22 protein-coding genes are annotated in these 25,167 nt (G+C 71.8%); 5 read left to right on the top strand and 17 right to left on the bottom strand.

The features are described from left to right. Positions 1-24: 24 nt before the first annotated feature. The 5 genes from AB0O36_RS03270 to kdpF are packed head-to-tail and all read right to left on the bottom strand — an operon-like array spanning position 25 to position 5,389. On the bottom strand, positions 25-711 hold the full coding sequence (locus tag AB0O36_RS03270; RefSeq protein ID WP_365103337.1) for a response regulator: 687 nt from the start codon (positions 709-711) through the stop codon (positions 25-27). A gap of 35 nt (positions 712-746) precedes the next feature. Continuing rightward, positions 747-1,463 (bottom strand): potassium-transporting ATPase subunit C, encoded by a 717-nt coding sequence (locus AB0O36_RS03265; RefSeq protein WP_365103334.1) that lies wholly within the window; start codon positions 1,461-1,463, stop codon positions 747-749. 9 nt (positions 1,464-1,472) lie between these two features. Continuing rightward, positions 1,473-3,632 (bottom strand): potassium-transporting ATPase subunit KdpB, encoded by a 2,160-nt coding sequence (gene kdpB, locus AB0O36_RS03260; RefSeq protein WP_365103331.1) that lies wholly within the window; start codon positions 3,630-3,632, stop codon positions 1,473-1,475. Beyond that, positions 3,629-5,293 carry a potassium-transporting ATPase subunit KdpA gene (gene kdpA / locus AB0O36_RS03255; RefSeq protein WP_365103328.1) on the bottom strand — a complete coding sequence of 555 codons (1,665 nt, stop codon included), beginning with the start codon at positions 5,291-5,293 and terminating at the stop codon, positions 3,629-3,631. Before kdpA ends, kdpB begins: the two co-directional genes overlap by 4 nt. 6 nt (positions 5,294-5,299) lie before the next feature. Further along, positions 5,300-5,389 (bottom strand): K(+)-transporting ATPase subunit F, encoded by a 90-nt coding sequence (gene kdpF / locus AB0O36_RS03250; RefSeq protein WP_365103326.1) that lies wholly within the window; start codon positions 5,387-5,389, stop codon positions 5,300-5,302. 328 nt (positions 5,390-5,717) lie between these two features. Between kdpF and AB0O36_RS03245 the strand changes: the two genes are divergently transcribed. Beyond that, positions 5,718-5,852 carry a hypothetical protein gene (locus tag AB0O36_RS03245; RefSeq protein WP_365103983.1) on the top strand — a complete coding sequence of 45 codons (135 nt, stop codon included), beginning with the start codon at positions 5,718-5,720 and terminating at the stop codon, positions 5,850-5,852. 136 nt (positions 5,853-5,988) lie between these two features. Beyond that, positions 5,989-6,549 (top strand): DM13 domain-containing protein, encoded by a 561-nt coding sequence (locus AB0O36_RS03240; RefSeq protein ID WP_365103323.1) that lies wholly within the window; start codon positions 5,989-5,991, stop codon positions 6,547-6,549. 20 nt (positions 6,550-6,569) lie between these two features. Here AB0O36_RS03240 and AB0O36_RS03235 read toward each other — a convergent pair whose 3' ends face one another. The 4 genes from AB0O36_RS03235 to AB0O36_RS03220 form a co-directional block, all read right to left on the bottom strand. Continuing rightward, positions 6,570-6,836: a hypothetical protein gene (locus tag AB0O36_RS03235; RefSeq protein WP_365103320.1), complete on the bottom strand. Its 267-nt coding sequence runs from the start codon at positions 6,834-6,836 to the stop codon at positions 6,570-6,572. 218 nt (positions 6,837-7,054) lie between these two features. After that, positions 7,055-7,864 (bottom strand): xanthine dehydrogenase accessory protein XdhC, encoded by an 810-nt coding sequence (xdhC, locus tag AB0O36_RS03230; protein ID WP_365103949.1) that lies wholly within the window; start codon positions 7,862-7,864, stop codon positions 7,055-7,057. Position 7,865: 1 nt separating this feature from the next. After that, positions 7,866-10,286, bottom strand: coding sequence for a xanthine dehydrogenase molybdopterin binding subunit (gene xdhB, locus AB0O36_RS03225; protein ID WP_365103317.1), 2,421 nt, complete (start codon positions 10,284-10,286; stop codon positions 7,866-7,868). Then, a complete protein-coding gene (locus AB0O36_RS03220) occupies positions 10,283-11,794 on the bottom strand; it encodes an FAD binding domain-containing protein (RefSeq protein WP_365103314.1) in 1,512 nt (503 codons plus the stop codon). The genes xdhB and AB0O36_RS03220 overlap by 4 nt, the downstream gene beginning before the upstream one ends. 1,135 nt (positions 11,795-12,929) lie before the next feature. Here AB0O36_RS03220 and tsaD point away from each other — a divergent pair. After that, complete coding sequence (gene tsaD / locus AB0O36_RS03215) at positions 12,930-14,000, top strand: tRNA (adenosine(37)-N6)-threonylcarbamoyltransferase complex transferase subunit TsaD (RefSeq protein ID WP_365103946.1); 1,071 nt, start codon at positions 12,930-12,932, stop codon at positions 13,998-14,000. Between the two features lie 43 nt (positions 14,001-14,043). Here tsaD and AB0O36_RS03210 read toward each other — a convergent pair whose 3' ends face one another. Beyond that, a complete protein-coding gene (locus AB0O36_RS03210) occupies positions 14,044-14,775 on the bottom strand; it encodes a hypothetical protein (RefSeq protein ID WP_365103311.1) in 732 nt (243 codons plus the stop codon). A 365-nt stretch (positions 14,776-15,140) separates the two neighbouring features. Next, the gene (locus tag AB0O36_RS03205; RefSeq protein WP_365103308.1) at positions 15,141-16,820 is read right to left on the bottom strand and encodes a helix-turn-helix domain-containing protein; all 1,680 of its coding nucleotides are present in this window, start codon (positions 16,818-16,820) and stop codon (positions 15,141-15,143) included. 353 nt (positions 16,821-17,173) lie between these two features. Here AB0O36_RS03205 and rocD point away from each other — a divergent pair, with 353 nt between their 5' ends. After that, positions 17,174-18,421 carry an ornithine--oxo-acid transaminase gene (rocD, locus tag AB0O36_RS03200; RefSeq protein ID WP_365103305.1) on the top strand — a complete coding sequence of 416 codons (1,248 nt, stop codon included), beginning with the start codon at positions 17,174-17,176 and terminating at the stop codon, positions 18,419-18,421. A 26-nt stretch (positions 18,422-18,447) separates the two neighbouring features. On the opposite strand, the gene AB0O36_RS03195 is transcribed toward rocD, so the two are convergent. The 6 genes from AB0O36_RS03195 to AB0O36_RS03170 form a co-directional block, all read right to left on the bottom strand. Then, positions 18,448-19,068, bottom strand: coding sequence for a hypothetical protein (locus AB0O36_RS03195; RefSeq protein WP_365103302.1), 621 nt, complete (start codon positions 19,066-19,068; stop codon positions 18,448-18,450). Positions 19,069-19,241: 173 nt separating this feature from the next. Beyond that, the gene (locus tag AB0O36_RS03190; RefSeq protein WP_365103300.1) at positions 19,242-20,090 is read right to left on the bottom strand and encodes a crotonase/enoyl-CoA hydratase family protein; all 849 of its coding nucleotides are present in this window, start codon (positions 20,088-20,090) and stop codon (positions 19,242-19,244) included. Between the two features lie 73 nt (positions 20,091-20,163). Further along, entirely contained in the window at positions 20,164-20,478 is a 315-nt protein-coding gene (locus AB0O36_RS03185) for an SH3 domain-containing protein (protein ID WP_365103298.1), read from the bottom strand. Positions 20,479-20,616: 138 nt separating this feature from the next. Continuing rightward, positions 20,617-21,417, bottom strand: coding sequence for a VOC family protein (locus tag AB0O36_RS03180; RefSeq protein ID WP_365103295.1), 801 nt, complete (start codon positions 21,415-21,417; stop codon positions 20,617-20,619). A 195-nt stretch (positions 21,418-21,612) separates the two neighbouring features. Then, positions 21,613-22,995: an FAD-binding oxidoreductase gene (locus tag AB0O36_RS03175; RefSeq protein ID WP_365103292.1), complete on the bottom strand. Its 1,383-nt coding sequence runs from the start codon at positions 22,993-22,995 to the stop codon at positions 21,613-21,615. A 215-nt stretch (positions 22,996-23,210) separates the two neighbouring features. After that, positions 23,211-23,996 (bottom strand): CAP domain-containing protein, encoded by a 786-nt coding sequence (locus AB0O36_RS03170; RefSeq protein ID WP_365103290.1) that lies wholly within the window; start codon positions 23,994-23,996, stop codon positions 23,211-23,213. Between the two features lie 556 nt (positions 23,997-24,552). Between AB0O36_RS03170 and AB0O36_RS03165 the strand changes: the two genes are divergently transcribed. Further along, complete coding sequence (locus tag AB0O36_RS03165) at positions 24,553-25,062, top strand: hypothetical protein (protein ID WP_365103287.1); 510 nt, start codon at positions 24,553-24,555, stop codon at positions 25,060-25,062. Positions 25,063-25,167: the final 105 nt, after the last annotated feature.

Raw genomic sequence — 25,167 nt, 5'->3', positions numbered from 1 at the left:
TTCCGTCCGGGGCTCGAAGCGCGTTCAGGGTTCGAAGCGGTAGCCCATGCCGGGCTCGGTGATCAGGTACCGGGGGTGGGAGGGGTCCGCCTCCAGCTTCCGCCGGAGCTGGGCCATGTAGACCCGCAGGTAGTTGGTGTTGTCCGAGTACGTCGGCCCCCAGACCTCCAGCAGCAGCTGCCGCTGGGAGACCAGGTGCCCCGGATGGGTGACCAGGATCTCCAGCAGGTGCCATTCGGTGGGGGTCAGCCGTACGGCGCGGTCTTCGCGCCGGACCTTTTTGGCGAGCAGGTCGATGCTGAAGCCGTCGGTCGTGACCGCGGTGACCTCGTCGGCCCTCCGGTCCGGTTCCGCCTGTCGGCGGGTGGCCGCCCGCAGCCGGGCCAGGAGCTCGTTCATGCTGAACGGCTTGGTCACGTAGTCGTCGGCTCCGGCGTCCAGGGCCCGGATCTTGTCCTCCGACGTGTGCCGGGCGGACAGGACCAGGATCGGGACCCTGCTGGAGCCGCGCACCCCCCTGATGACCTCGATGCCGTCCATGTCGGGCAGCCCGAGGTCCAGGACGATGACGTCGGGTCTGCGGGCGGCGGCGAGCCGCAGGGCCGTACCGCCGTCGGACGCCTCCTCGACGTCGAACTTGCGTGCCTGGAGGTTGATCCTCAGTGCGCGGACGAGCTGGGGATCGTCCTCCACCACCAGCACCCGGGTCATCGGTGTACAGCCTTTCCTTCGTGCGGGCGGACCGTTCAGTTGCCGGCAAGTGCCCTGAGGGCGGTGTTGAGTTCGAGGACGTTGACGCGGGGTTCGCCCATGAAGCCCAGTTGGCGGCCCCGGGTGGTGTCCCGGACGAGCTTCTCGACCTGCGGGATGGTCAGTCCGTTCCTCTCCGCGACGCGGTGGACCTGGAGCTTCGCGTAGGCGGGGGAGATGTCGGGGTCGAGGCCGGAGCCGGAGGAGGTGACGGCGTCGGCCGGCACGTCCTGCGGCCTGACCCTGTAGGTGGTGGTGGAGTTGTCGGTGACGACGGCTCTTTCGGCGGCCAGGACCTGGGCGCAGAGGGTGCCTTCCCCGGAGTCCCCGGTGCACTTGCCGTCGAGGGCGCCGTTGTCGCCGGAGCGGTTGGTGGCGCCGGAGAGGACGAGGGAGTACTGCGTGTTGACGCTGTTGGTGCCGAGGCCGTTGGACGGGCGGGGCTGGAACCACCTGAGGTCCGGCCGGGCCGCCTCGTCGGCGTCGTCCGGGTCCTTCTTCGGGAGGTCGTACCTCTGTCCGATGAGGGAGGAGCCGACGACCCGGCCGCTCCCGTCCTTGACTTCCGAGCCGTTGGCCTTGTCGTGGAAGAGGGCCTGGGCGATCCCGGTGACGGCGAGCGGGTAGACGATCCCGCAGATCACGGTCAGGACGAGCAGGGCTCGCAGCCCCGCCCCGACCAACCGTGCCGTGCTGCCTACGGAGTTGTTCATGGTCGTGTCTCAGCCGATTCCGGGGATGAGGGAGATGAGCAGGTCGATGAGCTTGATGCCGACGAACGGGGCGATCAGGCCGCCCAGCCCGTAGAGGCAGAGGTTCCGGCGGAGCATCCGGTCCGCGCTGGTGGGCCTGTACCGCACGCCCTTGAGGGCGAGCGGGACGAGCGCCACGATGATCAGCGCGTTGAAGACGACGGCGGAGAGGATCGCGGACTCGGGGGAGGCCAGGCCCATGATGTTGAGCTTGTCCAGGCCCGGGTGGACCACCGCGAACATGGCCGGGATGATCGCGAAGTACTTCGCGACGTCGTTGGCGATGGAGAAGGTGGTCAGCGCTCCCCGCGTGATGAGCAGCTGCTTGCCGATCTCGACGATCTCGATGAGCTTGGTGGGGTTGGAGTCGAGGTCGACCATGTTGCCGGCCTCCTTGGCGGCCGACGTACCGGTGTTCATCGCGACGCCGACGTCCGCCTGGGCCAGTGCCGGGGCGTCGTTGGTGCCGTCGCCGGTCATCGCGACCAGCTTGCCGCCGGCCTGCTCCCGCTTGATGAGGGCCATCTTGTCCTCGGGAGTGGCCTCGGCGAGGAAGTCGTCGACACCCGCCTCCTCGGCGATGGCCTTCGCGGTCAGCGGGTTGTCACCCGTGATCATGACCGTCTTGATGCCCATGCGGCGCAGCTCGTCGAACCGCTCCCGCATACCGTCCTTGACCACGTCCTTGAGGTGGATGACGCCCAGGACCCGGGGGCCGTCTGCGTCCTCCGCGGCCACCAGCAGCGGGGTGCCACCGGCCTGGGAGATCGTGTCGGCGAGCGTCCGGGCGTCGTCCGCGACCTCGCCCCCGCGCTCGGTCACCCAGGCGATGACGGACCCGGTCGCGCCCTTGCGGACCTTCCGGCCGTCGACGTCCACGCCCGACATGCGGGTCTGGGCGGTGAAGGCGATCCATTCGGCGTGGGAGAGCTCGCCCCGGTGGCGTTCGCGCAGTCCGTACTTCTGCTTCGCCAGGACGACGACGGAGCGGCCCTCGGGGGTTTCGTCGGCGAGGGAGGACAGCTGGGCCGCATCGGCCAGTTCAGCCTCCGTCGTGCCCTTGACGGGTACGAACTCGGCGGCCTGGCGGTTGCCGAGGGTGATGGTGCCGGTCTTGTCGAGGAGGAGGGTGGAGACGTCACCGGCGGCCTCGACGGCCCGCCCGGACATGGCCAGTACGTTGCGCTGGACGAGCCGGTCCATGCCCGCGATGCCGATGGCGGAGAGCAGGGCGCCGATGGTGGTCGGGATCAGGCAGACCAGCAGGGCGGTCAGCACGATCATCGACTGCTCGGCACCGGCGTGGATGGCGAAGGGCTGGAGGGTGACCACGGCCAGCAGGAAGACGATGGTGAGGGACGCGAGGAGGATGTTCAGCGCGATCTCGTTGGGCGTCTTCTGCCGGGCCGCGCCCTCGACCAGGGCGATCATCCGGTCGATGAAGGTCTCGCCGGGCTTGGTGGTGATCTTGATGACGATCCGGTCGGAGAGCACCTTGGTGCCACCGGTCACGGCCGAGCGGTCGCCGCCGGACTCGCGGATCACCGGGGCGGACTCGCCCGTGATGGCGGACTCGTCGACGGACGCGACGCCCTCGACGACGTCACCGTCGCCGGGGATGATGTCGCCGGCCTCGCACACCACCAGGTCGCCGATCCTCAGCCCGGTGCCCGGGACCTGCTCTTCGCCCCTGCCGTCCGCGGTGAGGCGGCGGGCGACGGAATCGGTCTTGGCCTTGCGGAGGGTGTCGGCCTGGGCCTTGCCGCGGCCTTCGGCCACGGCCTCGGCGAGGTTGGCGAAGACCGTGGTCAGCCACAGCCAGGCGGTGATGGCCCAGCCGAACCAGTCCGTGGGGTCCTTGACCGCGAGGACGGTGGTGACCACCGACCCGACGAGGACCACGAACATGACCGGCGACTTGATCATCACGCGCGGGTCGAGCTTGCGGAGCGCGTCCGGGAAGGACTTCAGCAGCAGCTTGGGGTCGAACAGGCCGCCGCCCACGCGTCCGGCGCCCGCCCCGTGTCCGCCGGGCACGTCCTGGTGCGGGGCACGGGTGGGAGCGGCTGCGGCGGTGACGGTGTCCTTGGCCGGGGGCATGGTGTCCTGCTTCTTGACGTCGGAGGTCATGACGCGAGCCCTTCGGCGAGCGGTCCCAGCGCCAGGGCCGGGAAGTAGGTCAGACCCGTGATGATGAGGATCGTGCCGACGAGGAGGCCGGCGTAGAGCGGTTTGTCCGTGCGCAGGGTGCCCGCCGTCTCGGGGACGGGCTTCTGCCCGGCGAGCGAGCCCGCCAGGGCCAGGACGAACACCATGGGCAGGAAGCGGCCCAGCAGCATGGCGATGCCGATGGTCGAGTTGAACCACTGGGTGTCGGCGTTCAGGCCGGCGAAGGCGGAGCCGTTGTTGTTGGCGCCCGAGGTGTAGGCGTAGAGCACTTCGGAGAAGCCGTGCGCGCCGGAGTTGAGCATCGAGTGCGGCGGGGTGGGCAGGGCCATGGCGGCGGCCGTGAAGCCGAGGACGAGCGCCGGGGTGACGAGGATGTAGCAGGCGGCGAGTTTGATCTCGCGGGTTCCGATCTTCTTGCCCAGGTACTCGGGCGTGCGGCCGACCATGAGCCCGGCGACGAACACCGCGATGACCGCCATGACCAGCATGCCGTAGAGGCCGGATCCGACACCGCCGGGGGCGATCTCGCCGAGCTGCATGCCCAGCAGCTGGATGCCGCCGCCCAGGCCGGTGTAGGAGGAGTGGAAGGAGTTGACCGCACCCGTCGAGGTGAGCGTGGTGGCGACCGAGAAGATCGCGGAGGCGCCGATGCCGAAGCGGGTCTCCTTGCCCTCCATCGCCCCGCCCGCGACCTCGAACGCCGGTCCGTGGTGGGCGAATTCGGTCCACATCATCAGCGCGGTGAAACCGACCCAGATCGTCGCCATCGTGGCGAGGATCGCGTAGCCCTGGCGCAGGTTTCCGACCATGCGGCCGAAGGTGCGGGTCAGCGCGAACGGGATGAGGAGGATGAGGAAGACCTCGAACAGGTTGGAGAAGGGGGTGGGGTTCTCGAAGGGGTGGGCGGAGTTGGCGTTAAAGTAGCCGCCGCCGTTGGTGCCCAGCTCCTTGATGACCTCCTGCGAGGCCACGGCCCCGCCGTTCCACTGCTGCGTGCCGCCGGTGAACTGGCCGACCTCGTGGATCCCGGCGAAGTTCTGGATGGCGCCGCAGGCCACGAGCACGATCGCGCCGATGACGGCGATGGGCAGGAGGACGCGGACGGTGCCGCGGACCAGGTCGGCCCAGAAGTTGCCGAGTTCACCGGTGCGGGAGCGCGCGAAGCCCCGTACGAGGGCCACGGCGACGGCCATGCCGACGGCGGCGGAAACGAAGTTCTGCACCGCCAGGCCGCCGGTCTGCACGACGTGGCCCATGGCCTGCTCGCCGTAGTACGACTGCCAGTTCGTGTTCGCCACGAACGATGCGGCGGTGTTGAACGCCTGGTCCGGGTCGATCGAGGAGAAGCCGAGCGAGCCGGGCAGGACGCCCTGCAGGCGCTGCAGGAGGTAGAGGAAGAGGACGCTCACCGCGGAGAAGGCGAGGACCCCGCGGAGATAGGCGGGCCAGCGCATCTCGGCGTTCGGGTCGGCGCCGATGGCCTTGTAGATCCACTTCTCCGGCCTGTGGTGCTTCCCGGAGGAGTAGACGCGGGCCATGTGATCGCCGAGCGGGCGGTAGGCCAGCGCGAGCGCCGCGATCAGCGCCAGGAGCTGGAGCACGCCAGCGGTCTGGGGACTCATGCCGGCTCAGAACCTCTCCGGGTACACGAGGGCGAGGACGAGGTATCCGAGCAGGGCGACGGCCACGACGAGGCCGACGACGTTTTCGACGGTCACAGCCCGGTCACCCCCTTGGCGACGAGAGCCACCAGCGCGAAGACCGCGATCGTGGTGACGACGAAGGCCAGATCGGCCATCGTGAGCTCCTGATGAAGTGATGAAGTGGAATCGGCCGGAGTGGCCGAGACCGAGCAAACCGCGAGTCGGCCCCGGAGTTAAGACGCCTTGACGGGGTCCATACGGCGGCGGGCGAAGCTTTAACGCCGCCCTGACACCACCACCGTGACCTGCGGCGAAGTGCGCCTCTCAACCCCCCGCGGGCCGTTCCGGGCGAGATCCTCCGCCGCGGCTCGTAGGCCGGCCCGGCCCCGGGGGTATGGGCGGCATGACCGAGTCGGCCCGCCTGTGGCAGTGGATCCTGCAGAACCGGCGCGGCTCGGTCGTCGCCCGCGCGGTGCGCCGGGACGCCGACGCGGTGATCTGCCGCCTGCGGTTCCGCATCACCACCGATGCCCGCTGACGTGCCGGCGGGACGGCCCGGGCAGCCGGGCGGCCGAGCCGTAAGGATTCCGTCATCGGGTCCCGGTGGAGCACCGGCCGTTCCGGAGGGTTGAATCGGTACGGAACACACGGATGGACGGACGAAGGCGGTCGTGGTGGCGGGCAACGGGAAGCGGCGGAGGCCGGTGCTGATCGGCGCGGTACTGGTGGCGGCGGTGTTGGCCGGCGCCGGGGTGTACTGGTTCCAGCCGTGGAAACTCTGGACGGACCGGACGGTCGACGAGGCGCTGCCGGCCGCATCGGGCGCATCGGCCCCGGCGCCCTCCGCGGCGGGCACGCCCCCGCCCGCCGGGCCGGCCGGGCCCCGCACCATCGCCGAGGGCGAGCTGATCAGCCACGAGCACACCACCACGGGCAAGGTCAGGCTCGTCGAACTGCCCGACGGTTCCCGCACCCTCCGGCTGGAGGACCTCGACACCAGCAACGGACCGGACCTGCGGGTCTGGCTGACCGACGCGCCCGTGAAGGAGGGCACCGCGGGCTGGCGCGTGTTCGACGACGGGAAGCACGTCAGCCTGGGCAAGCTCAAGGGCAACAGGGGCAACCAGAACTACACGGTCCCCGCGGACGTCCGCCCGGCCGACTACACGAGCGTGACCATCTGGTGCGACCGCTTCGACGTCTCCTTCGGCGCCGCGGAGCTCCACCGGGTCTGAGGCGCCGTGCCCGGCACGGGTCAGCGCCGGGCACCCAGCGCCAGACCGACCAGGACGGCGGCCAGGAGCGCCCACACCAGCCCCGGCCCGGCGGCCTGCCGCCAGCCCACCACCCCGAGGAGGACGGCCGTGACACCGGCGGCGGTCAACGCCCCCGGATCCCTGAGGAACCGCCACTGCTCGCGCGCGCTGCCGGGACGCCGCAGCTCCGCGACGGCGGAACGGATCGTGAGCGCTGCCAGGACGAGGGCGGCACTCACCACGGCGGCAGCGGTGGCAGCGTCCATCGGCGGGCCTCCTCCGCGCCCGGGACGTGCCTTCCGGACCGTGCCGGGGCGCGCGTGACTTCGTGTGCCTCGTACGTGTGCCTCGTACGTGTGTCTCGTAGGAGTGACGGTACCCGGGAATGGCGAAGGGGCGACCCGCACGTGCGTGTGTGCACGTGCGGGCCGCCCCCGGTGGTCCGCCGCCGGTCCGTCGCCGGACCGGCAGGAGGGCCGGACGGTCAGACCGATTCGGTCTCGAAGGTCCGCAGCAGGTCCGCGGCCACGCTCACGGCAATGGTCGCGGGCTCCTTGCCGGTGATCTCCGACAGGCCGATGGGGGTCTTGATCCGGTTGATGGTCGCCTCGTCGTGACCGCCTTCGGTGGCCAGCCGCTTCTTGAACCGCACCCACTTGGCCGCGGAACCGATCAGCCCGATCGAACCGAGATGGTCCGTGCGCAGGGCGGCGTCGCACAGCGCGGCGTCCTCGGCGTGATCATGGGTCATGATCAGGACGTGCGTGCCGCGCGGCAGCTGCTCCAGCACCTCCTCCGGCAGCAGCGGCGTATGGTGCGCGTGCACCTGCGCCACCGCATCGTCGAGCACCTCCAGCCGCTCCTTGGTGAGCATGTCGGAGCGGGTGTCGATCAGGTGCAGGTCGAGGTCCTGACGCGACAGGATGCGCGCCAGTTCCAGCCCGACGTGACCGACGCCGAAGATCGCCACGGCCCGCACCACCGGCAGCGGTTCGAGCAGGACCGCGACCGTGCCGCCGCAGCACTGCACACCGTGCGTGTTGACGACCTTGTCGTTCAGGGCGAAGTCGATCAGCTCGGGCTCGGGCTTGGACGCCGCGATCATCTCCCGGGCCCGGTCGATCGCGACGGCCTCGACGTTGCCGCCACCGATCGAGCCCCACGTACCGGTTTCCCCCACGACGAGCTTCGCGCCGGCGTCGCGCGGGGCGTGACCGCGCACGGTCGCGACGGTCACGAGTACGCCGGTCTCCCGGCGTGCCCGCAACCGCGCGACCGCGGCGACCCACGTCATGTCAGGCACCGCTCAGCACTTCTTCGCCGGCGGGGACGGCGTCGTCGACACCGTTCCCGCTGACAACGGCAGCGCCGTCCGTCGAGCCCTCGGCCCGGCGGGCCTCCTGGATCGCCCAGAAGACGCTCTCCGGCGTCGCCGGAGCCCCCAGCTCGACACTGACCCCGTTCGGACCGAACTCCGCGGCGGCCTGACGCAGCGCCTCGCGCACGCAGAACGCCAGCATCAGCGGAGGCTCACCGACGGCCTTGGAGCCGTACACGGCCCCCTCTTCGTGGGCGTTCTCCATCAGCGAGACGTTGAACTCCGCGGGCATCTCCGAGAAGCTCGGCAGCTTGTACGTGCTCGCCGCCTGGGTCAGCAGCCGACCGCGGCCCGGACCGTCGCTGACGTCCCAGCGCATGTCCTCCAGCGTCAGCCAGCCCGCACCCTGCACGAAGCCGCCCTCGACCTGACCGATGTCGATCATCGGGGAGAGGCTGTCGCCGACGTCGTGGACGATGTCCACCCGACGGATCTTGTACTTGCCGGTGAAGCCGTCGACCTCGACCTCGGCCGCCGCGGCGCCGTAGGAGAAGTACTTGAACGGCGAGCCGCGGAACGTCTTCGCGTCCCAGTGCAGGCCCTGGGTCCGGTAGTAACCGGAGGCCGACAGCTGGACCCGCTGGAAGTACGCGGTGCGCACCAGGTCGTCCCAGGCGAGCTCCTTGTCGCTGCCCAGGGTGCGCGCGACGCCCTCGACGATGCGCACGTCCTCGGCGTTCGACCCCAGCTGGCTGGCGGCCACCTGCAGCAGGCGCGTACGCAGCTGCTCACAGGCGTTCTTGACCGCACCACCGTTGAGGTCGGCACCGGAGCTGGCCGCGGTGGCCGAGGTGTTGGGCACCTTGTCGGTCCGCGTCGGGGCCAGCCGCACCTTGCTCAGCGGGATGCCCAGCGTGGTCGCGGCCACCTGCAGCATCTTGGTGTGCAGGCCCTGGCCCATCTCCGTGCCACCGTGCGTGATCAGGACGGAACCGTCCTTGTAGATCAGCACCAGCGCACCGGCCTGGTTGAAGGCGGTGAGGTTGAACGAGATGCCGAACTTGATGCCGGTGATCGCCAGCGACCGCTTGGTGTTCGGGTGCGCGGCGTTGAAGGCGGCGATCTCGCGCTTGCGCTCGGCGATGCCGCCCTTCTCCTCGACCTGCGACCAGACGGCGGAGATGCGCTCCGCCTGGGTGACCGGCTGGCCGTACGGCGTGTGCTGACCCAGACCCGGCTGGTAGAAGTTGCGCTTCCGCAGCTCCATCGCGTCCAGGCCCAGCTTCGGCGCGACGCGGCCGAGGATGTCCTCCATCACCAGCATGCCCTGGGGGCCGCCGAAGCCGCGGAAGGCGGTGTTGGAGACCTTGTTGGTCTTGGCGATGAGACCGGCGACGCGGGCGTTGGGGATCCAGTACGTGTTGTCGATGTGACACAGCGCACGGGCGCACACGGGCTCGGACAGGTCCAGGCTCCAGCCGCCGTCGGCGACCAGGGTGGCGTCCAGGGCCTGGATGCGGCCCTCGGCGTCGAAGCCGATCTTCCACTTGGCGTGGAAACCGTGCCGCTTGCCCGACATGGTCAGGTCCTGGGTCCGGTTCAGGCGCAGCCGGACCGGCCGGCCGGTCAGCTTGGCACCGAGCGCGGCGATGGCCGCGAAGCCGTGCGGCTGCATCTCCTTGCCGCCGAAGCCGCCGCCCATCCGCAGGCACTGCACGGTGACCTCGTGGCTGTGCAGCCCGAGGACGTGCGCGACGATCTCCTGGGTCTCGGAGGGGTGCTGGGTGCTGCTCTGGATGAAGATCTGCTCGGCCTCGTCGACGTAGGCCAGAGCGGCGTGCGTCTCCAGGTAGAAGTGCTCCTGGTCGGCGAACTGGAACTCACCCTCGAAGACGTGCGCCGAGTCGGCGAAGCCGGCCTCGATGTCGCCGGTCTCCATCACGGGCCGGGCACCGTGGTAGCTCTCGGCCGCGATCGCTTCCTTCAGCGTCATGATCGAGGGCTCTTCGTCGAGCTCGACCTCGACGGCCGCGGCACCGAGCCGGGCGGCCTCGAGGGTCTCGCCGAGCACCCACGCCACCGAGTGGCCGTGGTACATGACCACGTCGGGGAACAGCGGCTCGTCGTGCTTGATGCCTGCGTCGTTGACGCCGGGCACGTCGGCGGCCGTCAGCACCTTGACCACGCCGGGCACGGCGTACGCCGGCTCGATGTTCAGCTTGGTGACCCGGCCACGGGTCTTCATGACCTGCACCGGGTACGCGTGCAGCGTGTCCTTGGTGCGGAAGACCAGGTCGTCCGTGTACAGCGCGGTGCCGGTGACGTGCTGGTAGGCACTCTCATGCGGCATCGAGACGCCGACAACCGGCTTCTCGGGACGTTCGGACAGATGGCTCATGACGACACCGCCTCGGTGGTTTCGGCGTGCAGCTTCAGCAGGCTCTGGCCGAGCATCGCGGATCGGTACGCGGCGCTGGCACGGTGGTCGCTCATCGGCGTGCCCTCGGCCTCGAGGAGGCGGGACGCGGCCTCGGCGGTCTCGGCCGTCCACGGCTGACCCTCCAGGGCAGCCTCTACGGCGAGAGCGCGGAGCGGGGTGGCGGCGACGCCGCCCAGGCCGATGCGGGCCTTGCGGACGATTCCGTCCTGGATGTCCAGCGCGAAGGCGACCGCCACGCTGGAGATGTCGTCGAACCGGCGCTTGGCGATCTTGTGGAACGCCACGGTCGGCGACAGCGGCAGCGGGATGCGCACGGCGCGGATCAGCTCGCCGGGGCGGCGAACCGTCTGGCGGTAGCCGGTGAAGTACTCCGCCAGCGGGACCACGCGCTCCCCGTCGACGTCGGCGAGCACCAGCTGCGCCTCCAGCGCGAGCAGGACCGGCGGGCTGTCACCGATCGGGGAGCCGGTACCGAGGTTGCCGCCGAGGGTGCCGCTGTTGCGGATCAGCCGGGAGGCGAACTGCGGGAACAGCTCGGCCAGCAGCGGGACGCTGCCGTCGAGGCGGCGCTCGATCTCGGTCAGCGTGACCGCGGCACCGATCTCGATGTGGTCGGACTCGACGCGGAGCTCACGGAGCTCGGGCAGCCGGTCGATGGCGACCACCAGCTGCTCGCGGCGCGAGCGGATGTTCACCTCGACGCCGTAGTCCGTGGAGCCCGCGACCACGACCGCGTCGGGACGCTCGCGCAGCAGCTCCAGCGTCTCGGCCAGGGTGCTCTTCCGCAGGAAGGTGGCCTCGCCCTGGGTGTACTCGGTCTGGGCCGGCTCCGGCGGGGCCTGCTCGCGGCGCTGCGCCAGCGGGTCCTGCTCCTCCGGCTCACCGACGGCGTACGCGGCGTCACGGATCGGACGGTAGCCCGTGCAGCGGCACAGGTTGCCGCTGAGCGAGTGCAGGTCGAAGCCGTTCGGACCGTGCTCGTGGTCGCCGTCCTCGCCGTGCTCGGCGGCGTGCTCGGCGCCCGCGGCGTTCTCCACGGCTTCGTCGGAGGTCGTCTGCCCACAGCGACCGGGCCGGTAGTACTCGGCCGCCATGCTGCAGATGAACCCCGGCGTGCAGTAACCGCACTGCGAGCCGCCGCGGACCGCCATCTCCTGCTGCACCGGGTGCAGGGTGGCGGGCGTACCGGGCTCCCCGGGCGTGGCGAGGCCCTCGGAGGTGATGACCTCCTGGCCGTCGAGCGCCGCGACCGGGACCAGACAGGCGTTGACGGCCACCCAGTCGGTGGGCTTGTTCACGCCGGGACGGGCCACGAGGATCGAACAGGCGCCGCACTCACCCTCGGCGCAGCCTTCCTTGGAGCCGGTCAGACCACGGTCACGCAGGAAGTCCAGCGTGGTGGTGTGGGGCGCCGCCGGGGCGATGGGGGTTTCTTTCCCGTTGACGGTGATGCGTGCCGCTACCATGACGGACCTTCGTTCCAGAGCGTGATGAGTCGATTCATCATGTTTGCCAATTTTCAGGCAGCTTTCTGTGTTCAGACGCGCCACGAGACAGGAGTGGCCGCAAAACGGCACGTGACATCAACGTGCCAAAGGGGTGATGACGGGAAACCCGGGATGTGCCGCAGAAGGGCACTCAGAAACGGCGAATTCAGCAGCCGTGTGCGATACGACCCGACACCCAGACCGTGTTCTGCACGAGGCGAGCCAGGTCAGTGATGTTGTACATCTGCTGGTCGCCTCCTTCGGTGGGTATGGGTCGCTGTCTACGCAGAGTAATGGCCTGGGCCAGAGCAGGTCAAGGGGTCGACCTGCGTGTCTCGCGGGCCGCTCGACCGCCGGGTGGAGGGGAGGCCGTCCAGGCGCCACACAGATGTTTTGCAGGTGCCAAGCATGGCAAAGATCGGTCCGGGCTGCCACCCTCCGGTTGCCGGACGATCATCACGGACGGTAGTCATTTCGCCACGACGGCGGACCTGGCCGAGGGTCCTCCGCCGCCCCGCCTCGCCGTCGCCCGCGCCCGGGTGATCCGTGGGGGCGTGGCCCAACGGTGCGACTGCAGAGCTTTCCTGACTGGCCATCACCTACCGGGGTCTCGCGGCGGCCGGCCGGCGGAGGTCGCCCCGGAGGTGAGGCTTCGGTCGACGGGCCCGTCTGGTGCATCCGCCAGGGATGGGCCGCCCGGCGTGGCCGGTTTTCGTACGCACAGCCAATCCCTCCGGCCCGCCTGGACGGACCGGACACCGGGTCCCTGCGTGCCGACTACCGAGAACGGCACGCAGGGACCACCTGCCGGATGCCCCGGGTGGGGGAGAGCCGCTCTTCCGCCCGGGGCCGGTGTGGTTCGAGTCAATCAAGAACCGCCCCCGCCGGGGACTGGATTCGAACACGGAATCGAGTCGCCGTGTCGAGCGCCCCTCTGGTCAATCATCCAATGGCTACATTGGCCGAAGCGGCTGGCATTTGCAAGCTCTGGAGGCATCTTTGGGGCGCGTGTGCGGTCGGACGGCGGCGAAGGTGGGCGGGGGTGCAGCCGTCGGGCCGCGCCTCTTGTTGCACATATATTGCAACTACTCAATCAAGGCGAAAGGTGAGTGCATTGGCCGGACCGGTGGTGCTGGGGATCGAGTCGTCGTGCGACGAGACCGGCGCGGGCATCGTTCAGGACGGGAGGCTGCTCGCGCACGTGGTCGCGTCCAGCATGGACGAGCACGCGCGGTTCGGCGGGGTGGTGCCGGAGATCGCTGCCCGCGCCCACCTGCACTCCTTCAACCCGGTCGTCAGGCAGGCCCTGCACCAGGCCGGGCTGAGGGCCGGGCAGCTCGACGCGGTCGCCGTCACCACCGGCCCGGGCCTCTCCGGGGCCCTCCAGGTGGGGCTGGCCGGTGCGAAGTCCCTCGCCTTCGCGGCCGGGGTCCCGCTCTACGGGGTCCACCACCTGGCCGGCCACGTCGCCGCCGACACCCTGGAACACGGACCGCTGCCCGACCCCTGCGTGGTGCTGATCGTCTCCGGCGGACACACTTCGCTCCTCCTCGTCCGGGACCTGGTCCGCGAACCGATCCTGCACCTCGGCGACACCCTGGACGACGCGGCCGGGGAGTGCTTCGACAAGGTCGCCCGGATCCTGGGCCTGCCCTATCCCGGCGGCCCCGCCATCGACGCGGCGGCCCGCCGGGGCGACCCCGAGGCCGTGGCCTTCCCGCGCCCGCTCACCCGGCCCGGCGACGACCCGTACGCCTTCTCCTTCTCCGGCCTGAAGACGGCCGCAGCCCGCTGGGTCGAGCAGCACCGGCAGCGCGGCGCGGAAGTGCCCGTGGCCGACGGGGCCGCCGCCCTCCAGGAGGCCGTGGCCGACGTCCTGACCCGCAAGGCCCTGGCGGCCTGCAAGGCGTACGAGGTCACGACGCTCGTCGTGGTCGGGGGAGTGGCCGCCAACTCCCGCGTCCGTGCGCTGGCGGAGAGGCGCTGCGCCTCGGCGGGCATCGAGCTGCGCGTCCCGTCGATGACGCTGTGCACCGACAACGGGGCGATGATCGCCGCCGTCGGCGACCTCCTCGTCCGCTCCGGCGCGGAGCCGGCCCCGCTCGACGTGTCCGTCGACCCGTCGGCACCCCTGGAGTACGCCGCCCTGACGCCGATGGCCCGCACCGCCGTACGGGCTGCCTGAGCTGCCGCGGCGCCATGGCCGCGGCTCCGGCCCGGGCTCGTGGTCAGGCGGTCGCTTCCCAGGCGGTGGTCAGGCCGTCGAGCCAGGCGGGCGGCAGTTCGGCCGCGTCCCATTCCTCGCGCAGCGGCGACGGAGCCACGAGCAGACGCTCCAGCACCGCGATGTCGGTGGGGGAGTGGAGGAGGGAGTAGCGGCCGTGGATCGCGGTCGGGCTGCCGGGTCCGTACTGCGCGTAGAGCCGCTCCAGGTGCGCGCGGTGGGTCGAGGCGAACCGTGTCAGCCGTCCGGCGTACGCCGCCCGCTGCCGCGCGCCCAAGGTGCCGAGGACGGCGTTGAGCACCTGCTCGGAGACCTCCGGGTCGAGGTCGGAGAGCGCGGCGAACGAGAGGTGGATGGGTGTCACCGCGACCTTGGCGCGCTCCACCTCCATCCTCCCGACGGGGGTACGGGCCTCCGCGGCGTCAGCCGGGGCGGCCTCGCCGACCGCGTCCCGCAGGGCCCGGTCGGCGAGGCCGCCGAGTTCGTCGGCCGCGGCCTGGGCGCCGTCGAGCCAGCCGGCGGCGTACAGCTCGCCCTTGTCCTCCGGGGGCTGTTCCTCGCTCCGGCCGATCTCTTCGTGTGCCACGGCGAGCGCGCCGGCCTCGACGAGCTTGATCAGCTCCTCCGCGTCGCCGGAGTAGACCCCCGCACGGGCGAGGAGCTGGACGAGGGTCGTCTTCGCGTTCAGGACGCTGGCAGCGTCCAGCTGCTGCAGGTCTTCGCCGGCGGCGGGCATGGGTTCCTCCTCGGTGACGGGGGCGCCGGGAGCGAGCCTACGCAGCCCGCCGCGCAGGCCCGTCACCCGCACCGGCGTGTGTGGCGGACGATGCGTTGCCCGGGGCCGGGCGGCCGGGTCTGCCGGGCGTGCCGGTCGGCGCTCCGGTGGTGCACCGTGTCCCGTGAGCGGGGCTTCGGCTGGGCGGGTGCAATTGCCGGACGGCGGTGTCCCGGTGTGCCCACCTCCCCCAGACTCCGTCCGGGGGGATCCCCACCCCCGAGTTCTCGGCTTCGCTCGAACAGGGGGACCCCCATCGCCCTGCGGGACGTTTGCCCACACCGGGGGTGAGCACGGGACGCCTGCCCACACCCGGGGGCGACCGCTCAGGTTCGGGGCGGGCGGTGGGTCGACCGGTTGAGTTCCAGCCAGACGGCGAGTCGGACTTCGGGTGCGTCGAGGTCCAGGCCGAACAGCTCGCGCACCCGTCGCAGCCGGTGCCGGAGGGTGTTCGGGTGGACCCGCAGCCGCTCGGCGGCCGTGGCGATGTCGCCCAGCTCGTCCAGCCAGGCCGTGACGGAGGCCCCGTAGCGGGTGCCGTGACCGGCGTCGTGGGCGACCAGCCCGTCGACCCCCGGCAGCCGCAGCCACGGGTCGCGTTCCAGCTCGTCGCCCAGCCGGTCGAGCAGGATCCGGTGGCGGACCTCCGCCACCGTCGCCGACGGCGCCCCGTCCGGCGCGTCCGCCGTCGCCCGCAGGATCGCCTCCGCCTCCCTGCGCAGCGCCGCCGACGCGGCCGGGTCACGCCCCGGCCCGGTGAGCGCCGCCCGGACCCCCGGCTCCACCGCGCGCCGTACGGCGGCCAGGGCGGCGTCGGCGAACCGCCGGCCGGCACCCTCCTCCGCCGAGTGCGGCAGGAGGGCGAAGACCACGCCGCCCGTGGCCGCGACGGTGACGTCCGGCCGGTGCGCCGCCCCGTACCGGACCAGTTCCGCCTCCGTGTGTTCGAGGACGGTCGCCAGCGCGGCCGGACCGGCCGGGAACCCCTCCCGGCCGGCACCGGTCCCGGCCGGCGCGAAGCCGAGCAGCCGGAACGGGAGCCCCGTACGGACCCCGAGGAGCGCGCAGGCGTCCTCCGGTGCTCCTCCCGGGCCCAGCAGCGCGAGGAAGGCGTCCCGGCGGAGCCGCCGTTCGGCCTCCGGCAGACTCAGCTGCCGCAACAGGTGCGGGGCGACGAGCCGCGCGGTCTCCGCCAGTGCCGCCACGCCCTCGTCGGTGATGCCGGTCTCCGGTTCGATCACCCACAGGGTGCCCAGCGGCAGCGTCCCGGCGCGCACGGCCACCGCGGCCCGGGGCAGTTCCTCGCCGATCGCGGGGAACCGCACCACCGTCGGCGAGGCCAGCACCTGCCGGTACTGCCGGTGCTGCACGGGCAGTTCCGGCAGGTCCTCGGTGCGGCGCTGGAGGATGCCCCGCTCCCGGGGCGCGTCGATGCGGACACCGGGGACGGTGGAGTACGCGACGACCCGCCTGGCCAGGTCCTCCACCACGGCCGCGCCGCCCACCGACGCCGCCAGATGGTCGGCGAGGGCGTACAGCTCCCCTCCGGCCGGCACCGCCCCGAACGCGGCGGCCGTCCCGGAACCGGTGAGGGCGCAGCTCAGTACGGCGTCGACGTTGCGCCACGGCAGATCGTCCTCGGCGGCGAGCACCGCGACACCGTGCCGGTCGGACTCGCGCAGGAACGCCTCCACGTCCTGCCCGCGGCGCTTGACCACGACGGCGGTGCAGCCGTGCGCGGCGGCACGGGCCGGGAGGGAGAGCGCGCGGGGGTCGGACGGCTCGACACCGACGAGCAGCAGGAGCCCGCCGGCGGCCTCCGAGATGCGGTCCCCGGCATCGTGGATGACCGTGCCCCGCACGGGCACGCCGAGTCCGGCCGGGGCGGTCAGCAGGCGGATGCCCGCGGGCCCGGCACCGTCGAGTACGCCGCCCAGGGTGGCGGACTCCATCGGGGCGGAGCCCGCCCGCGCGGACCCCTCCCCGGGCGTTGTGAGATCGGACAATGCGGGCCCCGTTTCGTCGGCCGATCGGCAGCGGCGCTCCCCTGGAAGCCTTGCCAGGATAACGAGCCGGAGACACCGCCGGACCGAAGGCAAGAGCGGCCGACGGCCTTCGGAACAGGGGCCGCCGCCACCCGGAAACGGTTGCCCGCGCCCCTTCCCGGACGGCACCGCCGCCCGGTACGCCATTGGCCGAACAGCCAATCGATCCCGTCACTGCACCGCCGCACCGCCGCACCGCCGCACCGCCGCATCACCGGACCACCGCGTCCCGAGCCCGGCCCCCCGGCGCCTCGCGGCCCCCGCACACCACGCGCCGCCCGTCGCGCACCGCACAACCGACCGGAGCCATCACCATGACCGCCACTCCCACTGCCGCCGTCACCCCCGTCACCTCAGTGACCGGTGAGGCCGTGCGTGCCGCCGAGGCCCACAGCGCCCGCAACTACCACCCGTTGCCCGTGGTCATCTCCTCCGCCGAGGGCGCCTGGACCACCGACGTCGAGGGACGGCGCCACCTGGACCTGCTCGCCGGGTACTCGGCCCTCAACTTCGGTCACGGGCACCCCCGGCTGATCGCCGCGGCCAAGGCACAGCTGGACCGGCTCACCCTCACCTCGCGCGCCTTCCACCACGACCGGTTCGCCGATTTCTGCACTCAGCTGGCGGACCTGTGCGGGATGGAGACCGTCCTCCCGATGAACACCGGCGCGGAAGCCGTCGAGACCGCCGTCAAGGTCGCGCGCAAGTGGGGCTACGAGGTCAAGGGCGTCGCACCGGGCGCCGCCCGGATCGTCGTGGCCGCCGGAAACTTCCACGGCCGCACCACCACCGTCGTGTCCTTCTCCTCCGACCCCGGGGCCAGGGACGGCTTCGGTCCCTTCACCCCAGGCTTCGACACGGTCCCCTTTGGGGACGCCGCCGCCCTGGAGACCGCCCTCACCGACGACACCGTCGCCGTGCTGATCGAACCCGTTCAGGGCGAGGCCGGAGTACTGGTGCCGCCGCCGGGATACCTGGCCCGCGTGCGCGAGCTCACCGCCCGCCGGAACGTCCTGCTGATCGCCGACGAGATCCAGTCCGGACTGGGCCGCACCGGCCGTACGTTCGCCTGCGAACACGAGGGGGTCACCCCGGACGTGTACCTGCTCGGCAAGGCCCTCGGCGGAGGTGTGGTCCCGGTGTCCGCCGTGGTCTCCTCGCGCGAGGTGCTCGGTGTCCTGCGGCCGGGCCAGCATGGCTCCACCTTCGGCGGCAACCCCCTCGCCTGCGCCGTCGCCCTGGAGGTCATCGCCATGCTGCGCACCGGAGAGTTCCAGCAGCGCGCCGCGGACCTCGGCGCCCGGCTGCACGCCCGGCTGCACGAGATGACCACCGCGGGGCTGGTGGAGGCGAGCCGCGGCCGCGGTCTGTGGGCCGGGGTCGACGTCCCCGCACACCACGGGGGCGGCGGCGCGGTCGCCCGGCGGCTGCTGGAACACGGGGTGCTGGTGAAGGACACCCACGGATCCACGATCAGGCTGGCCCCACCCCTGGTCATCACGGAGGACGACCTGGAGTGGGGTCTCGACCGGCTCGCGGAGGTCCTGGCCCGGCCCGCCTGACGGATCCCGGATCCGTCGGACGGGGATCAGACGGACCAGCGCTCGCGCATGGTCGCGATCTCGCCCTTCGCGTTGAGCGTGACCTCGTAGATGTTGCCGTAGCAGGAGAAGGGCTGCTTGACCCGCGAGTAGTCCTCGCGCAGGCAGGCGTCGATGTGCATCGACAGCTCTTCGCGCGTCACCTTCTTGTGCTGCCCCGGGCCGACGGCGAGCTCGGCCTTGACGTCCGCCGGGAGCTTGTAGCTCTTCGGGTCGCCCTCGCCGTGGTAGATCCAGTCGTTCGGCGTGCACTTCGGCTGGGCGTCGAACGCCTCGATGGCGCTGATGTCGCGGTGCAGGCCCACCTGGATGATCTTCTGGCCGGCGGGCAGCTTCGGCGGTGCGCCGCAGTCGTGGTCGTCGAGGTCGTCACCGGCCCCGCCGGTCCCCGTGCCCTTGGACGCCTGGGCGCCCTTGGAGGGCTTCGCGTCCTTCGGGTCCTTCGACGGCTGGGCGGACGTCGAGGCGGACGGATCGGAGCTCGCCGACGCGGAGGCGGCCGGCGCGGCGCCACCCGCCTTGTCGTCCGTGGGGCCGCAGGCGGTCAGACCGCCTCCGACCGCCAGGACGAGTGCGAGCGTGCCGAATACGTGCTGGTTGGAGCGCATGCGGAAGATCCCCCGTACAAGGTTTGTCGCGATCATGATCGATCGATCGATGCAGTGTTCTATACGAGGAACGGGCGAAGGTCCAATCCGCAACCAACCGCTCGTTATGCCGAACTTCCGCCGGTGGCAGGTGTGATGGGCCGGCGGCCCGTGGCCGGGCCGTGGCCGGGCCCTCAGTCGGTGAAGGAACCGTGCCGGCCGGCCCCGGAGGAGAACCGCGCGGCACCGGAGAGCGTCTCTCCGGCCGAGAGCGGAACCATGCCGTGCCGGAGCTCGGCGGCCAGCGCCCCGGGCTCTGGCAGGCCGTGCTGCTCCCGTACGGACAGGCGGTCGTGCCGGAGGCAGAGCTGGGGGAACGCGGCGATCTCGCGCGCGAGTTGCTCGGCGGCGTCCCGGGACCGTCCCGGCGGTACGAGACGGTTGGCGAGCCCGATGGCATGGGCCTCGGCGGCCGGGACCGGGCGGCCCGTCAGGATCAGGTCCATGGCCCGGCTCTCGCCGATCAGCCGGGGCAGCCGGACCGTGCCGCCGTCGATCAGCGGCACTCCCCAGCGGCGGCAGAAGACCCCGAAGACCGCGTCCTCCTCGACCACCCGCAGGTCGCACCAGAGGGCCAGTTCCAGTCCGCCGGCCACGGCGTGGCCGGCCACCGCGGCGATCACCGGCTTGGTCAGGCTCAGCCGGGTCGGCCCCATCGGGCCGTCGCCGTCGGGCTCGATGCGGTTCCCGCGCCCGGTGCCGATGGCCTTGAGGTCGGCGCCCGCGCAGAAGGTGCCGCCCTCGCCCCACAGCACCGCGACCGACGCTCCGGCGTCCGCCTCGAACTCCCGGAAGGCGTCCGCCAGCTGCCGGGCCATGGGGCCGTCCACGGCATTGCGGGCGGCGGGCCGCGACAACACGACCGTCGTCACGGGGCCGTCCCGCTCGACACGGACCGCGGGGGCGGCAGGGGCGGCGGAGCCGGTGTCCGCCGGGGTGTTCGGGGTGGCCGGGGTGGCCGGGGTGTCTGGGGTATCGGTCATGGTGGCATCTTCACGCGGCCACGGCGGGGAGACCAGACCGGTGATCAACCGGCGTGCGTCGCACCGTGCGCCCTCAACACCACGGCACGACGGTGTAGTTGTGCACGAACCGTGCCGACACCCAGCCGGACTTTCCGTGCAGCCGGTACCAGAGGTTGTTGCCCTCCACCCACTGGCCGTTGGCCTGGCAGGACAGCCGGACCTCCTTCCACGGGTCCAGCGTGCCGACCACCCGGGCGGACGTGCTCGCGTGGGCGCGGACCTTCACCCCCGAGGAACTCACGACCAGGCCGTTCGCGTAGGACGTCGCCGTCGCGCTCCCGGCGAAGGCGACCGCCGACATGCCGGCCACCGCGCCCGCCACCACGATCCTGCCGAACCCGCCCACGAGCGTCTCCCATCCCACGACCGACGGGGCCGCGGGACAGCGGCACCGGGGACGACCCTGCGCCACCGTCGGCCGTGCCGGACGCCCGGCGCACCGCCCGTTCCCCCGATCGGCGCAAGCCGCGGCCGGGAGCGGCCCTCAGCTTCCGGAGGCGGGGGCCAGCACCACGAAGTCCGCGTTCGCCGGGTCGAGGCAGATCGCCAGGCGGCCGACTCCCTCCATGTCCTGGGGGCCCATCTGGACCGAGCCCCCGTTCTCCGTGACCTTGGCGACCGCCGTGTCGCAGTCGGCCACGGCGAACACCGGGTGCCAGTACGGCCGGCCCTTGGTCAGGGTGAGGTGCTCCGCGGCCAGCTCCATCAGGCCGCCGTGCATGCGGTCCTCGGGGAGCCCGGCCGGGGTGATGAGGGAGTACGTGCCCCCGCCGCCGGGCAGCCCCATGTCGCCGTACTGCCAACCGAGGACACCGCCGTAGAACTCCTTGGCGGCCGCCGCGTCGGTGGTGTACAGCTCCGTCCAGGACAGTGAGCCCGGATCGTCCACCAGCTCCACCCCCGCGCTCGTCCCCGGCTGCCAGACGGCGAATTCCCCGCCCAGCGGGTCGGTGTACTGGGCCATCCGGCCCCATTCGTCGAGGTCCGTCGGAGGCACCCGCACCGCGCCGCCGGCCTGCTCGACCGCCCGGGTCGTGGCATCGGCGTCGGCGACGCTGTAGTAGATCATCCAGGCCGGGCGCGCGCCCTCCTCGGTCAGCTTGCCGAGTCCGGCGACGATCTTGCCGTCCTTGCGGAACATCCCGCCTTCCATGTCCTCCCCCTCGCCCATGGACTCGTAGTCCCAGCCGAGGACGGCGCCGTAGAAGGCCGCGGCGGCCGGGACGTCGGGCGCACCGAGGTCGATCCAGCAGGGCGAACCGGGAACGAAGTCGGTGGTGATCATGGAAGTGTCCTTTCGCAGACCTCGTGTGACCTCAGCCTGGCACGGGGCACTGACACCCGCTCCTCGACCGCCCCCGTCCTCCCGGCGCCGGGAGGACGGGGGGCGGGGAAGCGGGGAGGGAGGGCGACCGCCCGCCGCGGCGGTCCCGGGGGAGGGGCGGGAGCCGTGGCGGGCGGTCGCCGGCCGGTGACGGGTTCAGGAGGCGCCCGGCTCCACGTTGTAGTTGACCCGGAAGGTGTTGGACGGGTCGTGCACCGCCTTGAGGCGGACCAGGCGGGCGTGGTCGTCGGCGTCGTACGCCGAACGCACCTGCTCCGGGCCGGCGTTCTCGCCGCAGCCCATGAAGTTCAGGAACCGCCCGAGCGTGCGCGGCGCCAGGCCGTCGAAGAGCGCCCGGTGCACCGGCCGGATCTTCTCGGGGGTGAAGGGGCCGACCAGCGGCGAGAGCGCGAACAGCATGTACTGCGCATCGCGGTGGCCGACCGCGTTCGGAGACCCCTTGCGGTGCGCCAGCGCGCCGCCGAGATGGCGCAGTTCGAGGATGCACGGGACGGGCGAGCCGGGGCCGGCCGTGTCCAGGACGGTCCGTACGTCGGCTGCGGTGAGCTCGCTCAGCATGGCGTCGTCGGAGACGAACGCCACGGGCTCCTTCCGGTCGTGGTGGATGGACCCGCTCTCGGAGTACGGCATCTCCGCGACGGTGTCCAGCAGCCGGGGGGCGACCGCGCGCAGCGGAGCGAGCAGGGCTTCGCACTCCTCCGCGCTCCCCGTGTGGGCGATGCGGACGTGGGCGACGTACCGGCCGCGCAGGGGCTCCGGGACGGCCGGCGAGTCCGGCACCGGCATCAGGGCGAGGGAGGAGTTCATGGCGTCGGGGACGGTGGCCGTCCAGCGGCGCCAGGCGTCGAGGACGTCCCCGGCGTGCGGTGCGTCGAAGTAGAGGCCGCCGCCGTGGATGCGGCCCTGGGGCACGAGCGCGATCTCCAGGGCGGTGACGATGCCGAAGTTGTCCCGGCCGCCGAGGAGGGCCCAGAAGAGGTCGGGGTCGCGTTCGGGGGTGACCTGCCGCATCCGTGCGTCGGCGGTGACCACTTCGATGCTCCGCACGTGGTCGGCGGCGTACCCGTAGGTGCGACCGAGGAGGGGCATACCGCCGCCGAGCACGTAGGAGACGGCGCCGACGTGCGGTGCCGAGCCGCTGAGCGGGGCCAGGCCGTGCCGGGCCGTCTCGGCGGTCACCTGCTCCCAGCGCACTCCGGCCTCCAGCCGGACGGTGCGGGCCGCCGCGTCGACGCGTATCCCGTCCATGCGGCGGGTGGAGACCAGCACGCCTTCGTCCATCGCGACGGACAGGCCGTGTCCGGTGGCCTGGACCGCCACGGGCAGGCCCCGGCCGGCCGCGAACGCCACCGCCGTGGCCACGTCCCGGGCCGACGCCGCTCCCACGATCACGTCCGGCCGGTGCACCAGCGCACGCTGGAAACCCGCCCGTTCCTCCTCGAAACCCTCCTGACCGGGCAGCAGGACCACGCCCTCGACCTGCGACACCAGCGATGCGAACCCACTCGACCCACCCATGCGACACCTTCCCTCGGAGGCGGGACGGTGCCCCGCCTGCCCCCAGTAGATGCGGTCGGAGGGGTCGGCGGGCGGAATTCGAAAGGATCTGTGCGGGTCTGTGCGCGAGGCGTGCGTTCTTCACACGAGGGGCGCGGGCCGCGGCGCGCGCGGGCCGGGCCCGGGGTGGCCGTGGGGCGGGCCCGGGGTGGCCGCGGGGCGGGACGGGGTGGGCGTCAGCGGGACGCGCCGAAGTCCTGGGTCCAGTAGCTGTTCGGCTGGGCGAGGCCGACGCCGATCTCCTTGAAGGAGCAGTTGAGGATGTTCTGGCGGTGGCCGGGGCTGTTCATCCAGCCGGTCATGACCTGCTGGGGCGTGGCGTAGCCGTAGGCGACGTTCTCGCCGTAGGTGCTCCACAGGTAGCCGGCGCGGGTAATGCGGGTGCCGGGGTCGGATCCGTCTGAGCCGGTGTGCGACATGTTCCCGTGGGCGGCCATGTCCTTGCTGTGGTTCTGGGCGGCCGTCATCAGCTTCGCGTTCACGGCGAGGGACGGGCAACCGACCTTGGCGCGCTCCTTGTTGACCAGCGCGACGACCTCGGCGACCGGGCCGGTGACCGGCGCGGGGGCGGTGGCGGTCGGCTTGGTGGGCGTCGGGGTGGGAGCCGGGGCCGTGGGCTTCCGCGTCGGCTTCTTCGTGGGCTTCGCGGACGGCTTCGGGGCGGTCGTCGCCACCGGCGGGGTGGAGGTGGGGCGCGGCGACTTGGTCACCGGGGTCCGGGAGCGGCCGGCGTGGCCGCCGTCGGCGGTGCGCTCCTGGCCGCCGGGGGTCCAGGACGGGGTGGACCGGATCGCGACGGGGGCGGCCTGCCGCTCCGCTTGGGCCTGGTGCGTGCCCTTTCCGGAACCGGAGTCCTGCGTGTTCAGACACGCCATCGCGGCCGTGGGGACGCCCACGATGCCCACGGCGAGGGCGGCTATCGATATTTTCCTGTAATGCGTGCTCTTGCGGTGCTTCGTCATGCGTGACCTCACTCGCTGTTCGCAAAGCTCCCGGCCCCCGAGCTCCCGGGGCGCAGGGCGGGCGGCCATTCTTAGAAGCCCCGCCGCGCCGTCGCAAGTCACCGCCGTCACCGCCGGAAAACTTGTTGAAACCGAGCTTGAAATGCGCGGACGGACATGCACCCCGCCCTCCGGACCGCCTGCAGAAGGGCGATGACAGCCGATCAGAACCCTTCCTGAACTGCCCGGATGCTGAGATGCGGCACCAGGGGTGGAGTGCGCATTCCGGCGGACAACGGGAATGTCGAGGTCAAACCAGACAAATCTCGATATTGCGTTGGCGTGGCCCCGGACCCGGCCCCGCATTCCGCCGGAATCGCGCGTGACGCTTGTCACGGATTCCGGAGGGAACCACGAAGCGGAATCGTCCGCCGGGCGTCGGCGTCACGTTCCGCGGTGTTCCGACGGGCCGCCGGCCGCCCGCCGCCGCCCTCTGGCGGGTGCGCCGGGGGGTCGGGCACCATCGCTGTGCCCCGATGCCCGACAGACTCCGTCACGTCCGCAGGAGGCGCCCCAAGTGAAGACCCGTTCCCTCGTCACCGCCCTGCTCCTGGTCCTCGGCGCGCTGTTCGCCCCCGGCTTCGGGGTGCTGACCGTCGCGACCGAGGCGCGAGCCGCCACCAGGATCAGTCACGCCACCGCCACGTCCATGTTCCGGCAGGCCGGGATCACCTGGTCCTCCTCGGGGAACTGCTCCGACCGGAACAATCCGACGTGCACCTCCTTCGAGCAGCTCAACCTGGCCACGGCGCAGGGCGCCCAGACCCTGCGGCGCGCGAGCGGATGCGCCCTCAACATCACCGGGGGCACCGAGACCGGTCACGCGAGCGGCACCTACTCGCACTGGAACGGCTACAAGCTCGACTTCGCCAGGACCACCTGCCTGACCAACTACGTCAAGAACACCTTCGCCTACGCCGGAGTGCGCGGCGACGGCGCACCGATGTGGAAGTCCGGGGCGGGCAACGTCTACGCCGACGAGGGCAACCACTGGGACGTCCTCTACTACAACTGCGGCGGCTGCTGAGCCGTCCCGGCACCCGCGGGGCCGGGGTAGGGGGGCTAATGGGGGGGGGGGGGGTGGGGGTAGCTCACGACTGAAAAACCGGACACCGACGATTAAATATGGTTG

The sequence above is a fragment of the Streptomyces sp. NPDC089799 genome (assembly GCF_040684755.1).
Lineage (GTDB): Bacteria > Actinomycetota > Actinomycetes > Streptomycetales > Streptomycetaceae > Streptomyces.
This window is presented reverse-complemented; position numbering and strand designations above follow the sequence as displayed.